This is a genomic window from Bacillus cereus group sp. BfR-BA-01379 (genome assembly GCF_022663605.1).
Taxonomy (GTDB): domain Bacteria; phylum Bacillota; class Bacilli; order Bacillales; family Bacillaceae_G; genus Bacillus_A; species Bacillus_A mobilis.
Genome location: NZ_JAKUFT010000038.1, coordinates 22,564 through 38,756, shown reverse-complemented (window position 1 = coordinate 38,756; position 16,193 = coordinate 22,564). Strand labels below are relative to the sequence as shown.

Sequence of the window (16,193 nt, the reverse complement as noted above, 5' to 3'; positions counted from 1 at the left end):
ATTTTCCCCACTCCCTTATCTCTTTCTCAATCCTTCAAATATTAATGACATCGCTGCTTCAAATACATCTTCCGGAACATCTTTCTCTTCCCAATAACCCCATCGCATTCCTAGAAATTGCCCAATTGACATAAGACAATACGCAATTGTTTCTTTATCAAGTTGTTTAAACTCTCCCGCTTCCATACCAGCCGATAAACTTTTTAAAAATCCATTTGCGAGCTTTGCATAGTACCATCTATATAAATTTTCATCAACAACTACCGCCTGTTGTACAATGTTATATAGATTAGGACGATCTTTCACCCATCGAAAAAACGCCTGAAAACCTCTTCTTTGTGCCTCTTCATAACTTGATATCCCCTTCATTTCTTCTTTAATAATTAAGCGTAACTCACGGTTCAATCTGCGAATCAATTCATCAAATATGTCTTTTTTAGATGGAAAGTAATTATAGAAAGTTCCATGCGCTACCTTTGCTTCTTGTGTAATATTCACGATAGAAGCCTCGTAATATCCTTTACTACCAAACACCTCTTCTGCAGCACACAATAATTTCTCTCTCGTTTCTAACCCTTTTGTTGTTAGGTTTTTTACATCCATTATTATTTTTTCTGACACCTGAATCACCTCTTAGATTCGATTATAAACATAATTCTGAATTTTACAATTATTTTTATTAGACAAAATCCGCAAACGTTTTTCTATACCTCAACAAAAATTATCTACCTTTGACCAGCTATTAATTAATCAGAATTTTATAGCATACCCCTAGTCAAAATGAATAAACGCCCCGTCAGTTAACTTTTTTGCACTCCCCTCCTTCTTATAACACCATATATATTTAAACAACATTAAGAAGGAAAATCCATATTTTACAAAATCAAAATATGCTAATATAATAGATAAGTGATTATCACTTAAAAGTAACGGATATAAGTGAGAAGATATTGTTTTATATACTTAGGAGGAATCATAATGAATTTTAAACATGTACTCGCAACAGGCTTAATTAGCGCCACATTATTCGGCGCAACGAATGCTCACGCACAAACGGAACGTTTCATCGATGTACCAAAAGGGCATTGGTCTGAAGATTCGATTGACCATTTAACTGAACAAAAGGTCATGAATGGTTATGGTAACGGAAAATTTGGATTTGGGGACAATGTAACTCGTGGGCAAGTAGCTGCGATTATTTCAAGATACTTAAAACTAGAAAATACCGGATCTACTATTAAACATTTCTCTGATATTCATGGGCATATGTTTGAAAACAATATTAAAGCAGTTGCTCAAAAAGGAATCATGACAGGGGAAAATAGCACTGACAAATTTAGACCAGATGATACATTAACTCGATACGAAATGGCTGTTATTTTACAAAAAGCGTTTCATCTACCTGTAAAGACAAACGACCTTTTCTATGATGTTCCAAATAATTTTTGGGCAACAGACTCTGTTCGTTCATTGTATAGTAATGGAATTACAAAAGGAATTGGAAACTATCGATATGGCGGAGAAATGAATGTAACAAGAGAACAATTTGCAAAATTTATGTATAGCGCAATTAATGTAAACCCTTATTTTATTCCTGATTCTATTCCTGCGAAAGATGAGGATAAGTACAAAGAAATTGAGAATATACTGATTGATTCTGGATTTTTAAAAACCGATTATAACTATGTATATACTAAAACTGATCGTACATATGATGGCATTATGTATTTTAATTTTTCTCCTTATGATGACAGCGCATATAGAATGTATATTCATAGTGATGATTCTGTATTAAATGAGCCGGTGAAAAAAATTCTAAACACACTACTACCAACTAAAGCAGATTATCTATATAGTTTAATTAAAAATCCTACTGCAAGTTCTCGAACAATAGAATTAGATGGTCGCAAAATTGAATTTAGAAGAGACTCTAGTACTAGTATAAATGTTTATATTGGAAAACGAAAATACTAAAAGATTGACTATTTAAAATGAATACAAGTATCTATATGCTTATTCATAAAAAATAAAAAGGCTGCCCCATAAGTCGTTTTTACCAATTTATGGGGCAGCTCCCTTTAATGTTAATTAGAATTAAGTTCTACTTTCTCTAACCCTTCAGCCAATTGTTTCTTATCTAGCCCTTCCCCTATTACTACCAAGTTCGTCGGGAAACCGAAGTCTTGTTCCAATAAAGTTGGTACCCCAAATGAATATTGGAATAGGTGCGGGTATTTATCTCCATGGAATTTCACAAATCCTTTTACGCGATAAATACTGTCAGGTACATTCGAAAGCCATTCATATAATTTGTCTTGATCAATCGATTTCGTAAATTGATACGTCATCGTTTGTATATGTAAATGCTGTTTGACATGTAGTGTCTCATGTTCCTCATCATTCGTAAATTCAGCTTCTTCTATGTCTTCTAAAGATATATTACAATATTTTGTTTCAAACAATTTCGCATGATTATTTATCGCTTTCACTTCTTCAATTACTTTGTTCTTATCCGCATCAGTTAGTAAGTCTGATTTATTAATTAAAATGTGGCTACCAAACTTCAGTTGCTCATGCAATAATTGCTGAACGTTTGCACTTAATACACTTCGATTTAACCATCTTACTGCATCTAAAACGACTACAATTGATTTCACTTCTAAGAAAGGTGCTAAAATGGGTGATACACATGCATCTAACACTTCAATTGGATGTGCAACACCTGTCGTTTCTATATAAATGACATCTGGTCTTTCTTGCTGATATAACGAATGTAACTGTATTTCAAGCTCTTCTTTTAGCGTACAACAAATACATCCTTTCAGAAGCTCTCTTAAAACATTCTCTTTTCCAATAATATCGGTATCTACCGAGTATTCACCAATTTCATTCATTAATACTGCAACTTTTCTATTCTTCTTTTTCTCCGCTAACAATAAATTTTGTAATAATGTTGATTTTCCACTACCTAAAAAGCCACCTAATATATGAATTTCTACTTTATTCATTTGATCGACCATCCATTTCTTTATTTCAAACGTATTCAAAGCGTAATAATTACGATTTATATTTATCATTTTATTAAAAGAATGACCATTTGTAAACATAACAGATTCACTGTTCGTTTACTTCATGTGCAACCCTAACTCCAGACTCTATTGCTCCTTGCATCCATCCATGCGTTAATGTCGTATGCTCTCCTGCAAAGTGTACTTTGCCAGCTGGCGGCGTAATATACGGAAATAACTCTAACTCTTGGCCTGGTTCGAAAGCCGTAAATGCGCCGCAAGAATACGGATTTTTACTCCAGCTAAAAGATGTTCCAGTAACAAATTCACTATAGACGATGTCACCGTATATTTCTGCTAAATTTTTTAATGCGTAACGAATACGATCTCTTTGCGGGAGACTATCCCACGTTAACGCCTCATCTGCCCACGTATAACTCGCTAAAACGATGGCTGCCCCTGGTGTATGAATGCCATAACTCGGATAATATGTAAACCTTATAGGTAAATCTGTAATAGATTTACCGCCGTATTGTCCCGCTTTCTCCCAAAATCTACTTTTAAACTCTATCGCAATTTTAGTTGCAGCAATATAATTCAACTCACGAATTGCTCGTCTTTTATAATAAGAGAATAAATGATATGGCTGAACTTCTACAAACCGTAACGCTGAAAATGGAATTGTAATAATAGCACTGTCGCCTGTTACGATAAATGGATGTAACGTTTGCTCCTGACTTCCTTGCATCATTACTTTATTATCTTCTTGTATGATTTTCTCTACTTTATACGACATAAAAATATTATCTTTTAACTCGGGTAAAAATGAATTTGGTAATGCATCCATCCCGCCCGTTATTTCGTAATATTTTGTCGTTGAGGTAAAAAAGATCATTTCACGTAATACTTCAATTAAAGACATTCCCATATATGCTTCCATATCAAGAAGTACCCCAATCATATCTATTGCTCCGTCTGAATAATACTCAATTAAAAATGATCCCAGCGAATATGCTTTATACTTTTTTTCAACGATAATCCAATTTTTATTAGGATCTTTTTTTATAAAATTTAGTATTGGTTCTAATACTACTAACATTAATTCTTCGGCCGTTTTTCCCTTTTCGTTCTCTACATTTGGATATCGAAGTATACTTGGATTTTTTTCGAATATGCTCAATCTCGTTTTAATATTATTCGTATAAATAATATCTGAAGCGGTTTTATTTATAAACAGATTTAACGGTAATTTAAATTTGCGAATGTAAGCTAAAGTTAACTCATGCGTTTCAGGAATTCGCATCGGCCCTGCATTAAAATATAAACCAGAGCTAAATGGTTCACGAATCGTATATATTCTTCCGCCTATTCGGTTATTCGCTTCTAAAATTGTTATGTTATGACCTGCTTCTTTCAATAACGATGCTGCAACTAAGCCCGAAATCCCTGCACCAGCAATAATGATCTGCTTTGGATTCTTCGTTTTAACGAGCCCGACATTAATAATATGTAGCATTCTTTCCATCGTTAATGGCTGCATCATGCCCTTTTCTCCTTCAATAAAGGATTTTATTGCATTATATTCGGTTCACTTACTTACTATGTTTCATGCAAGAAATTGCACGGATACATTTTCAAATACTTGAATATCTTTTATAAAATGTAATAAACTAGATATGACTCTATAGAAGTAAGACGTATTATCTTACATATTAAAATCAATGAAATTGCGAGGAATTTTGAAATGAAAAAAGGTATTAACCGTGTTGTATTAGTAGGAACAGGAGCAGTTGGATGTAGTTACGCTTACTGTATGATTAACCAAGCTGTAGCTGAAGAATTTGTTTTAGTTGATGTAAACGAGGCAAAAGCTGAAGGAGAGGCAATGGATTTAAGTCATGCTGTTCCTTTTGCACCAGCTCCAACTAGAGTATGGAAAGGCAGCTACGAAGATTGTAAAGACGCTGATCTTGTAGTCATTACGGCTGGATTACCACAAAAACCAGGCGAAACACGTTTAGATTTAGTTGAGAAAAACGCGAAAATCTTTAAACAAATCGTTCGTAGTATTATGGATAGCGGATTTGATGGTATCTTCTTAATCGCAACTAACCCTGTCGATATTTTAACTTACGTAACTTGGAAAGAGTCTGGTTTACCAAAAGAACGTGTAATCGGTTCTGGTACAACTCTTGATTCTGCTCGTTTCCGCTATATGTTAGGTGAGTATTTCGATATTGGTCCTCACAACATTCATGCTTATATTATCGGAGAACATGGTGATACGGAACTTCCTGTTTGGAGTCACGTATCCATTGGTATTCAAAAACTACAAACACTTCTTGATAAAGACAACACATACACGCAAGAAGATTTAGACAAAATCTTCATAAATGTTCGTGATGCAGCTTACCATATTATTGAGCGAAAAGGTGCAACTTACTATGGTATTGGCATGTCACTTCTACGTGTTACTAAGGCGATTTTAAACGACGAAAATAGTGTATTAACAGTATCAGCTTACTTAGAAGGTCAATACGGTCAAAAAGATGTTTATATCGGCGTACCTGCTGTTTTAAATCGCGGCGGTGTTCGTGAAATTTTAGAAGTAGAATTAAGTGAAGAAGAAGAATTAAAATTCGATCACTCTGTTCAAGTATTGAAAGAAACAATGGCTCCTGTTCTTTAATCGGGTATTCAAAAAAAGCAATCCAATTTATTTTGGATTGCTTTTTCATTGCTCGCTCATTGAAAACATCAGTTATTTTCTATTTTTTAATCGATTCCTCATTATTTACATTCAGTACATCTAATAAGAAGATGAAGATTGGTATACCAATAATAAGCCCCCATATTCCAAGGAAATGCTCTGAAAAGATGAGAATCATAAATGTATAAAAAATCGGTAAATTCGTTTTCGCAGACATGAACTTCGGGTTTAAAAAATAACTTTCAAGAGCATGGATTATCGTAATGAACACAAGTATGTATACAACGTACATAACTCCGCCTACGTTATAAGCAATAATACATAGCGGGAACAAGGAAATGATTACACCGGCAACAGGAATTAATCCTAGTAAGAAAATCATGACAGCTAATACGAGAAGCTGTGGAAATCCTAAAACGATTAATGCAATGACAGTAAGAATACAATTGACAACTGCAATTAAAAACTGTGCTTCAATTACTTTACCGAACGATCTTGCAAACCTTTCACCAAAATATGCAATCTCCTCATAAAAAACCCTCAAACTACTATCTTTAAATTTCGAAGTAAATGATATGATGCGTTCTTTTTCTAACAAGAAAAATAAACTTAAAATAAGAGAGAGTAGTATTTGCAAACTGACTTTTCCTATATTTGCAATCGATTGATATATGACATCTACACCTTGTTCTATATATTTTGATACTTCCATCCCATTAATTGTTGAAAGTGCATATTTAATGATCTCATTATCAGGTGGATTTTGAAAAAACAACCTAAACTGATAAATTAATTGGGAAATTTGTATCGTTAGCACAGGTAAGTATTTATATAATGTTGTGCCGATAAAAGTAACTAATATGATATACAAACATGCGATAACAATTTTCCGATTCACTTTCAATTTCTTTGAAATAAAACGTTGAAACCGATCCATTAAAAATGTAAGTATGAACGTAATTAATATTAAATTGATCATACTTTTTAATCCATATAATACAAACGCTACTATTATTAAAACGAGAAACCGTTGGAACCCTCTACTTCGAAAGAAATTTTTCACTTCATTCATTAAGATTTAACCTCCCCCTTCAATGGATGGAAATTGAATATATTACATTTTATGAACTTCTATAGACAATCTTTCTTACTAATTGAGAAGAATCCTTTTTTTCTTTTAATAATGTTAGATTCTTTTTATATTAGCCGACCAACATAATTTAGTGGCGCTCTTTTTTTCATTTATCCTTTTACAGTTTTGGTGATTTTCTATTTTTAGACTGCTGTTCATACGCATATCCTATATTGAACAGTTCTTTCTCACCGAATTGCTTCCCGACAAACACTGCACCTACTGGCTCTCCATTGTTATCATATCCTGCTGGCACCGCTAATTCTGGATAGCCAGCTACAGCTGATAGAAGAACTTCATCGTTGTTAATCATAACTAAAGCATCCAAACCTTTTTCTACTAAATACCTATCTAACTCTTTTCTTGCATTTTCTTGACTCGTTTGCACTACTTTTTGAAACTCATCTTTCGTTATAGCAGATTTTTCAGATCCCTCAATTAATGTTTGTCCATATTTTATTCGTCTATTACTATCTTTTTTATTAAACGTTATAATCTCTTCTAGCGATTTTACCGGTACATTTTTTTGCTTTGAAAGATAATCGTTAACATTATGTTTGAACTCATATTCTAATGTTTGCAGATTATCTACCCCCCATCGTTTAACTGAATATCATCAGTCAAGATCGCACCTGCATCTTGAAGGTCTTTTCTAATCTTTTCTGCTACTTCTTTTCTATTCTCATCTTGCCTATCTATTGAAAATAGTACGCCTACTTTTTTCCCTTTCAATCCGTCTATTGATAAGTCCTTCGTATAATCGATTCTTTCTTTATCTTTCTTTATCTTTCATTTTTTCTGTCATAGCATCTTTTTCATCATAACTTACCATTGCGTTAAATAACTTTGCTGCATCCTTTACCGTCCTTGCCATCGGTCCTGCTGTATCAAGTGTTTCAGCTAATGGAATAATGCCTGATCTACTCACCATACCTAGTGATGGACGTAATCCAACTACTGATTGCTGCGTCGCTGGTGCTACAATTGATCCAGTCGTTTCCGTCCCGATTGCAAGTGGTGCAAAATCTGCGGCAACTACTGTAGCAGATCCAGAACTTGATCCCGATGTATCAAACGTAATCGGACCGTATGGATTCAAATTTTGTCCTTTTTTCCCGCTATATCCGCTAGGCATTGTAAAGGATAAATAATTTGCCCACTCAGACATATTCGCTTTTCCTAAAACGAAAGCACCTTCTTCTTTCAACTTCTTCACAATCGTCGCATCTTCATCTGCAATCCAATCTTTTAACACATACGTGCCCGCACTTGTCGGCATCACCTTTTCCGTTTGTACATTATCTTTTACGATAACTGGCATGCCGTATAAGTTCGACTTCTTATTGAAAGATCTTTCTTCATCTAACTTTCGTGCTTCTTCCATTGCATTTGGATTAATCTCTGTAACAGCATTTAATGATATTCCATTTTGGTCATGTTCTTGTATTCTAAAAAGGTAAATACTCGTTAACTCTTCATATGATAATTTCCCATCATCAATCATTTTTTGAAGCTCATCTACAGTCGCATTTACGACTTCTTTTTCTTTTATCTTTATATTTTCTATGTTAATGCCTTTCAACTGATTATGTATCGGTTTTAACACTCTATCTTTATCATATACGATACGCTCTGGTTCCTTTGGAAAATAATTTTTATACATGTAATACCCTCCGGCACATACCAACAGGACAATACCTCCAGCGATCGACAACGTTATCTTTACCCACTTTTTCATGTTGTTACCTCCACTCTAAAAGTTGCTAAATTGTATTGAAAAAGAGAGTTATCCTTGTAACTCTCTCTAATTGAAATGCTACATGAAAAAATGAAGAATTTCAATTTCATTACTTCTTTTTTTGCTTTTGCTTCGCTAATAATTCTTTCACCTGATTATATGTTAAGCCTGAATTCTTATTTAAACGTTTTACTTCCTCAACATCAGTACCTACTACTGTATATTGTTTCTCATCATTCATTTTTCCACTTCCCTTTCTATTGCATTATTTCTAATATTTTTCCCCTAAACTTATATAAATTAATACAAATAAGGAAACTATACGAAATTCGATAGCTAAAGGGAATTCAGTTACATAAGAGGAAAAGACAAAAAAATGTCGAATGTATATATTTGTTGAATTTAAGGGTTTGGAGGGTACATTTTGAAAACATATGAGTTTAAACATAACATTCCAACATTGGAAGAGTATAAATATTTATGTGATTCTGTTGGATGGACTAATTATATGAATTTTGAGGTGGCGGAAACTTCACTGAAAAATTCCATTCACTGCATCACAATCAATGATAATGAAAAAATGATCGGCATGGGAAGAATTGTTGGTGATGGATCTATCTATTTCTATATTCAAGATATAGTAGTTCATCCGGATTATCAGAAACATGGTATCGGGAAAGAAATCATGCATCGTTTAGTTACATACTTACATGAAAATGCCCCTGATAAGGCGTTTGTCGGTTTGTTTGCATCAGAAGGTAAAGAATCGTTCTATGAGAAATTTGATTTTAAAGATTTTTCACCAAATATGACGGGGATGTTTACTGTCATTTCAAAAACATAATAGATTTTTAATTGTAAGGAAAGGCTTCGGTTCATATAGAGGAATTTGTTCTTGCAGTAAAAGTTTAACTATTACATACGAAAGGAGAGTACATATATGGCTCATATGTACTCTCCTTTTATTTCGCTCTTTACATATTAAATTTCTTAATAAAATTTCACTACATCTTCAGTAGGTAAAAATGTTCTTTCTCCTGGTTGTTCATTTGGCTCTCCAAATGGCATTTGTCCTACTAAACTCCACTCTGCTGGAATGTTCCAAGTTTCTTTCACTTCAGCATCTACGATTGGATTGTAGTGTTGCAGGGATGCGCCAATTCCTTCAGCTGCTAATAACATCCATACTGTATGTTGTAACATTGCATTTCCTTGATGAGACCAGAATGGGAACTGATCTTTATATAACGGGGCATTTTCTTGCATTTTTTCTACTGTTGCTTGATCTTCAAAGAATAACACAGTCCCAACACCTGTATGGAAACCTTTTAATCTTTCTACAGTCGCTTCAAAGTTTTCTGCTGGTACGCGGGCTCTTAGTGTTTCTTTAACAATATCCCAAAACTTTTCATGCTCTCCATCCATTAATACAACCATACGGCCACTTTGCATATTGAAAGATGTTGGCGCGTGTAAAGCTGTTTTTAAAACTTCTTCAATTCTTTCTTTCGTAATTGCATCGTTTTTTGTTACTTTACGAATAGAACGACGGTTCACGATTGCTTCTTTTAAGTTTGTTGTAGTTGCTGACATGTTAATTCCTCCAAATATTTGTTTTATAATTTATTTTATTATTTCATAACAAGCGAATTAGCAATATCCATCTGTATTACACTGCATACCTTCAAATGAATTTGTTTTTTCCTTTTCAATTTCTTTATCAATTACTCTTTGTAGCGTTTCTTTACTAGCAAGTCCTTGAATGACTTCATCTCCAATCATGACAGTTGGAACAGCCATAATATTCGCTTCATCATATGCGTGCTGAATTGCTTCTTGATGCTTTTCTTTATATTTACGATTTACTAAAGCATCTTTAAATTCGGCTTCAGGAAGACCTACTTCTACTGCTAATTTTGTTAAAACATCAATATCTTCAATGTTTTGCTCTTCTTGGAAAAATGCTGTGAATACACGGTGATGATACTCATTTCCAAGTCCACGTTCTTTCGCAAATTGACATCCTTCAAAAGCTAAATGTGTATATGGTTGCGGAGAAACACGCGGCAAACGCATATCGATTCCTAACTTTTTCGCGGTTGGAAGAATGAAAGCATCCCATGAACCTAATTTTTCCGGCTCATTCCATGGATCTATTTTTGAATATGGACTTGGGCGTAATTCAAATGGCATCCATTCAATCTCTACATCATTCTCTTTCGCTACCTCATCTAATGGACCTTTTGCTAAAAAACAAAATGGACATATAAAATCTGAGTATACTTTCATTTTTACAGTCATAATTTTTACACCTTACCTTTATAGTTGTAATCGAATTAGTTACATTAATGATAAAAAAAATATAAATATGATTTAAGCATTCATTTTTTCTTGCAAAGTTTCAAACAACTGCCCCATCGTAATATTTCTTAAAACTTCTTCCATCGCAGATTGCGCTTGTATTAATATAACTTCTAATACGGCTTGAATATTCGCTCCAATTGGACAATCTGGATTTGGTTGCTCGTGAATATGAAATAGCTTGTCTTCTTCGACTACATTTACTGCATGATACACATCCAACAATGTGATTTCATGTAAATCCTTTAATAATCCCGCACCACCTGGGCCGCGATTTACATATACAAATCCAGCTTGCTTCAAGTACGACATCATTTTACGAATGACTACTGGATTCGTATTTACACTTTCAGCCATATAGTCTGAAGTACAAAGTGAAGATGGATTGTTTTTCAAAATAGATAAAATATGAACAGCTATAGAAAAGCGGCTACTAATTTTCATCGTGATCACCACCTCGATGTAATCATTATAGTTACAACAAAAAGATAAGTCAATCCTTTTCATAGATTTTTTATAAACAAATTAAAAAGTGTCCCATTATGATATATGAGACACCTCTTTTTATTCTGCAAATAGCGCTTGAAATTCCTCAATAAATAGCTGCACAGCGATTGAAGAGTCCTTTAATGAAGGAACAGCTAAAGCAATTTCTCTCCATACTTGCGGCTCCAATTCTCTCGTTTGCACATTCTGTGGTAAATTCGTTAAAGATAATTCAGCTAATATTGCAATACCTAAGCCTTCTTGAATCATATTTAAAGCTGTAGTAACGGTCGAAATTACATATTCAGCCCGAAGTGGTACGTTAGCTTGTTTAAACATATCAATAATGGGTGGTTCGTATCCGCCCTTACATAATATGATCGGCTCATTCTCTAAATCACTAATTGTAATAGAGTCCTTCTTACAAAGAGGATGATCCTCTCTTAAGATAGCAACCATTTTTCCCTTCGTTAACGGGACAATCTCCATCTCTTTATTAGGCAAGATAACAATTCCTATATCAACAATCCTTGATATTAACCAATCTTCAACTTCTTTAATTGTTCCTTCACAAAGAACGACCTCTAAGTTCGGATACTTCTCCTTAAAATGGTTTATCATTTTCGGTAAGAAATGTGCCGAAGCACTCGGAAAACTCCCAATTCGAATCGTCCCCACTTCGTGTCCTTTCTCCATCGCAACTTCTTGTTCAATCTTCTCTACACCGTTCAAAATCTCTCTAATATGTACAAGAATTCTGTTTCCTACATCCGTAACGATTAATCCTTTTCGTTTATCACGTATAAGAATCGTAACTCCTAACTCTGACTCAATACTTGAAATGGCATGACTTACAGCTGGCTGCGTCATATTTAACACCCGAGCAGCCTTCGTAAAACTACCTAACTCAACAGTTTTTATTAATACTTGCAGTTGTGTAATGGTCATAACTAATCACTTATACTCCTTATAAAAAAGATTCATTTTATTTATTACAGTCGATATCATATCATAGTGAAATGAATAACAACAAGGAGGTCTTACCGTGACACAGCTTTCTCGAACTAAGACGGCCATAATCCTTACCTTTCTCGTTGTCATGTGGGGAATCAATTGGCCTTTATCTAAGTTTGCCCTGCATTATACACCACCCGTTTTATTTGCAGGCGTTCGAACTTTAATTGGAGGATTCATTTTACTCCTTTTCGCATTACCGAAATACAAAGAGTTACACTTAAAAGAAACTTGGCATTTATACGTTATTTCTTCTTTACTTAACATCATTATATTCTACGGATTACAAACTGTCGGCCTTCAATATATGCCTGCTGGTTTATTTTCCGCCATCGTATTTCTACAACCTGTTTTACTTGGCATTTTCTCATGGATTTGGCTTGAAGAATCTATGTACGGCTTAAAAATTTTCGGGCTTGTTCTTGGATTTATTGGCGTAGGTGTGATTAGCTCTAGTAGTTTAACTGGACATATTTCTATTATCGGAATCCTTCTCGCGTTAGGATGTGCGATTGGATGGGCACTAGGTACAGTATTTATTAAGAAAACTGGTCACCGCGTGAATGCTATTTGGATGGTAACACTGCAGCTTATTATTGGCGGTGTTTGCTTAATTGGATTTGGATCAGAGTTTGAAAGCTGGTCTAGTATCGCTTGGAGTATACCGTTTGTTAGCGTACTTCTCTTTATTTCATTCTTTGTTATTGCAATGGGATGGCTTGCATACTTCACTCTTGTTGGAGCTGGTGAAGCAAGTAAAGTTGGGGCTTATACATTCCTCATTCCACTAATCGCTATTATTGTAAGCTCAATTTTCTTACATGAGGCCATTACTATTAGCTTATTCATCGGACTATTATTTATTGTGGTGAGTATTTGTTTCGTAAATATAAAGCCGAAAACACTTGCTGTAAGGCAGCAGGTTGAAGTGAAATAAAAATAAGAAAGAGTCTACGTTTGTAGGCTCTTTTTTATTTTATGATGATATTTAAGTAGCAAGAGTATTTTTCTAATATATACGAATAGACTAACAATTCTAATCGTAAGGAGGAATTATATGGTTTTACAATATAAAGAATTTGGAGATTCAAGCTCTCCACTATCCTCATTCTTACTAATCCATAGACCTAATAAAAAAGGTCTCATTATTTACGATGAGACCTTTCAATCTTACTTATTTTTTACGGCGTACTACAAAAACACACGCACCTACCGACGATACAATCGCTAAAATAGATAAGACAATTGCTATCAATTGCATATTACTAGTACCTTCATTCTTTTCTACATTAGACACTTCACCATGTTCCCCTGTTAATGACGTACCTTTTGCAATTGTAGTAAGTGAATGTGGCTTTTCAGCTTTCTCATCGCCTGTCCATTCAACAATTTCTCCATCTTTATATTGTTGATATGCATCCCAAGCTATTTTTTGTTCTTTATCCGGATTTTTAGCGACGAAAGTAAATCGCTGGAACTGGCCGGGTACAATCCCTTCTCCCGTTGCTTCCCATACTACAGTTTTAACTTTTCCAGCATTGTCTTTTTGCTCTTCCACTGTCCATCCTGGCACGGGTTCATACTGTTGAAACTCCACTCCAGACGGTATTTTCAGTGTAACTTTTGTCGTTGCTACATTCTTTTCAACCGGTACTTTTATCGTGTAAGTCTCCCAAGAATTAACGTCTGAAGTTGCTGGCTTCACAGTGACATGCGCACTTACAGGTAACGAAAAAATTCCCATTGCAATTATTGTTGCGATCATTGTTGTGCCAATTTTTTTTATACGTTTCATTTTCTATTAACTCCTTTTTATTTATACCTTCACTTTATCCCGCATTAACGGGCAGTAAGACTCCCACCTCAAAATTAGGCTGGAGCAAGAAGTTAGGTGGGAGATTAACTGCCCGTAAAAGCCCGATTGGTTCAACTATTAATCAGTGAGGATGAACAAAACCCCCACTGATTAAAGTTTCACTTTATCTGCCGCCTACTATAAATTTATAATCCGTATCAAAACTATCAAGAGATTTTGTTAATCCGTGCACTTGTATATTCCAGTTTCCTGTCATGTTAATATACATACCTTCTGCTTCATATTCTCCTGGTGAAACGGCCGAAACTTTAAATGAACCTTTTCCCATGTTCATATCCAATGATTGTGTAGTTAAAATAATTTGCTCCATATCAGTAACAGGTTGTCCGTTCTCATCCTTTAAAGTAATATGGAATGTATTTTGTCCTACTTTATTAGGACTTACATGTAAAATAAGTTCATATCCATTATCTAATTGCTTACTCTCTGTAAAAGGTCCAGTTGGAGGCATCGGCGGTGTTTGTACGTTTGTCATAAAAGCTACGATTACGAAAAGGATAATTCCAATGATAAACTCTACTTTCACTGTAGCGCCTAATCCTTGCTGCGCTCTCATTTTCCCTTTCACATAATGAACAATTCCCAATATCCCCATGCAAATGAATAAAAGTATCTTTGCTAATAAAGCTAATCCATACTTCGTATCAAATAACGAGTGGATTGTTGGAATAAAGAATGTACTGTTAAAAAGACCTGTTATTAAAATCACGATGACAGCACCTGTTGCCCACGGTGAAAAGCGCTTAATCATATCCCAATACATACTCCACTTATCATCCTCTTTACGCAACAGAAGAACAATAGATGATAGACCACCAATCCATAATGAAGCTGCGAATAAATGTAGAAAGTCCATAACGACAGCAATCTCTTTAAACTTTAAACCATATGCGTGACTATTAAAGGCTTTCATAACAAGGATCCCAATAAACAATACTATCGGAATGCTCCATACTTTAAACGACGATAGCTTCTCACACTTCATCGCAAAATACGTAACGATTATAAGCAAACTAATAAGAGCCATTTGAGTGAGCCATACGTAACTAAAAACAGAGAGCTGTAATGTTTCTTTTAATAGTAAAGGATCGAATGCTTCTAGCCATGAAACATCAGCATTTATTCTCGCTTGCAGTGGTAGAGTGAATAGTAAACTAATAAATATGCCAATTAATGAGATCCATATTATTTTTTTGCTTCTTGATCGAACCGAGATTGCATTCCCTTTGTACATAATAAGATTAAAGAATAGCACTCCTATAAATAGTGAGAAACTTGTATATAAAATTCCACGTTCCATTATCATATCTATTTGCGGGACATACCCCATCTCTTCTACTTGTACATCGTCTGCTCCGGCTTCTGCTGATCCAATTCGGAACGGAATCACTCCTTGAATAGGATGCCCGTCAGCTGAAATCACTTTCCACTGAATAGAGTAGAGTCCGTTTTTCAAATTTTCTTTTAACCTTGCTTCTAATAATTTTTTATTTTTCTTATCGATATGAGCATCTTTTAAATCTACTCTTGTACCTGATGTATCTCTTACAAACAATGTATTAAAATGCGAAACTTGTATATCCTCATCGAATTCAATTTTCACAACAGCTGGTGCTTTCTTCAACGTTTCATTTTCAGCAGGGTTGGATTTCACAATGTACGCATGAGCAGATGCACTTTTTGGTATCGATATAATAAGCACACATGCAATGAATAGCCATGCCCCTAACCTTTTCATTACTTTCACAATCATTTCACTTCTTTCTTCTTTATACACTTTCATTACTTTTAACTACCTAATCTTGATCATTTGACGAAATATTAACCTTATTAAGTATAAATTTCTGCACAGTATGACTCTTAACTTC

At 34.5% G+C, this 16,193-nt stretch carries 15 protein-coding genes and 1 pseudogene; 4 read left to right on the top strand and 12 right to left on the bottom strand.

What is annotated here, in order from left to right; translation table 11 throughout:
* Window positions 1–15 precede the first annotated feature (15 nt).
* The gene (locus tag MR113_RS15735) at window positions 16–621 is read right to left on the bottom strand and encodes a TetR/AcrR family transcriptional regulator (RefSeq protein ID WP_242255376.1); all 606 of its coding nucleotides are present in this window, start codon (window positions 619–621) and stop codon (window positions 16–18) included.
* A gap of 357 nt (window positions 622–978) precedes the next feature.
* On the opposite strand from MR113_RS15735, the gene MR113_RS15730 reads away from it, so the two are divergent.
* A complete protein-coding gene (locus tag MR113_RS15730; RefSeq protein ID WP_242255375.1) occupies window positions 979–1,974 on the top strand; it encodes an S-layer homology domain-containing protein in 996 nt (331 codons plus the stop codon).
* Between the two features lie 110 nt (window positions 1,975–2,084).
* On the opposite strand, the gene MR113_RS15725 is transcribed toward MR113_RS15730, so the two are convergent.
* On the bottom strand, window positions 2,085–3,008 hold the full coding sequence (locus MR113_RS15725; RefSeq protein WP_242255396.1) for a CobW family GTP-binding protein: 924 nt from the start codon (window positions 3,006–3,008) through the stop codon (window positions 2,085–2,087).
* A gap of 106 nt (window positions 3,009–3,114) precedes the next feature.
* Window positions 3,115–4,551 (bottom strand): flavin monoamine oxidase family protein, encoded by a 1,437-nt coding sequence (locus tag MR113_RS15720; RefSeq protein WP_242255374.1) that lies wholly within the window; start codon window positions 4,549–4,551, stop codon window positions 3,115–3,117.
* Window positions 4,552–4,752: 201 nt separating this feature from the next.
* Between MR113_RS15720 and MR113_RS15715 the strand changes: the two genes are divergently transcribed.
* Window positions 4,753–5,697: an L-lactate dehydrogenase gene (locus MR113_RS15715; protein WP_064476369.1), complete on the top strand. Its 945-nt coding sequence runs from the start codon at window positions 4,753–4,755 to the stop codon at window positions 5,695–5,697.
* Window positions 5,698–5,776: 79 nt separating this feature from the next.
* Here MR113_RS15715 and MR113_RS15710 read toward each other — a convergent pair whose 3' ends face one another.
* From MR113_RS15710 to MR113_RS28360, 3 genes and pseudogenes are all read right to left on the bottom strand, one after another.
* Window positions 5,777–6,790, bottom strand: a complete 1,014-nt coding sequence (locus MR113_RS15710; protein WP_242255373.1) for an AI-2E family transporter — start codon at window positions 6,788–6,790, stop codon at window positions 5,777–5,779.
* A gap of 178 nt (window positions 6,791–6,968) precedes the next feature.
* Window positions 6,969–8,588 (bottom strand): annotated as a pseudogene (locus tag MR113_RS15705) (amidase family protein).
* Window positions 8,589–8,697: 109 nt separating this feature from the next.
* Window positions 8,698–8,829 (bottom strand): hypothetical protein, encoded by a 132-nt coding sequence (locus MR113_RS28360; protein ID WP_270728079.1) that lies wholly within the window; start codon window positions 8,827–8,829, stop codon window positions 8,698–8,700.
* Between the two features lie 183 nt (window positions 8,830–9,012).
* Between MR113_RS28360 and MR113_RS15700 the strand changes: the two genes are divergently transcribed.
* Window positions 9,013–9,432 (top strand): GNAT family N-acetyltransferase, encoded by a 420-nt coding sequence (locus tag MR113_RS15700; protein ID WP_242255372.1) that lies wholly within the window; start codon window positions 9,013–9,015, stop codon window positions 9,430–9,432.
* Window positions 9,433–9,578: 146 nt separating this feature from the next.
* On the opposite strand, the gene MR113_RS15695 is transcribed toward MR113_RS15700, so the two are convergent.
* The 4 genes from MR113_RS15695 to MR113_RS15680 form a co-directional block, all read right to left on the bottom strand.
* Window positions 9,579–10,181 carry a nitroreductase family protein gene (locus tag MR113_RS15695; RefSeq protein WP_001277029.1) on the bottom strand — a complete coding sequence of 201 codons (603 nt, stop codon included), beginning with the start codon at window positions 10,179–10,181 and terminating at the stop codon, window positions 9,579–9,581.
* A gap of 57 nt (window positions 10,182–10,238) precedes the next feature.
* Window positions 10,239–10,889, bottom strand: a complete 651-nt coding sequence (locus MR113_RS15690) for a DsbA family oxidoreductase (protein ID WP_242255370.1) — start codon at window positions 10,887–10,889, stop codon at window positions 10,239–10,241.
* Window positions 10,890–10,961: 72 nt separating this feature from the next.
* Window positions 10,962–11,393: an Rrf2 family transcriptional regulator gene (locus MR113_RS15685; RefSeq protein ID WP_063261795.1), complete on the bottom strand. Its 432-nt coding sequence runs from the start codon at window positions 11,391–11,393 to the stop codon at window positions 10,962–10,964.
* Between the two features lie 120 nt (window positions 11,394–11,513).
* A complete protein-coding gene (locus MR113_RS15680) occupies window positions 11,514–12,383 on the bottom strand; it encodes a LysR family transcriptional regulator (RefSeq protein ID WP_242255368.1) in 870 nt (289 codons plus the stop codon).
* Window positions 12,384–12,480: 97 nt separating this feature from the next.
* Between MR113_RS15680 and MR113_RS15675 the strand changes: the two genes are divergently transcribed.
* Window positions 12,481–13,386, top strand: coding sequence for a DMT family transporter (locus MR113_RS15675; RefSeq protein WP_242255366.1), 906 nt, complete (start codon window positions 12,481–12,483; stop codon window positions 13,384–13,386).
* Window positions 13,387–13,623: 237 nt separating this feature from the next.
* Here MR113_RS15675 and MR113_RS15670 read toward each other — a convergent pair whose 3' ends face one another.
* Window positions 13,624–14,244: a YcnI family copper-binding membrane protein gene (locus MR113_RS15670; protein ID WP_242255364.1), complete on the bottom strand. Its 621-nt coding sequence runs from the start codon at window positions 14,242–14,244 to the stop codon at window positions 13,624–13,626.
* A 184-nt stretch (window positions 14,245–14,428) separates the two neighbouring features.
* Complete coding sequence (locus tag MR113_RS15665) at window positions 14,429–16,078, bottom strand: copper resistance CopC/CopD family protein (protein WP_242255394.1); 1,650 nt, start codon at window positions 16,076–16,078, stop codon at window positions 14,429–14,431.
* Window positions 16,079–16,193 lie beyond the last annotated feature (115 nt).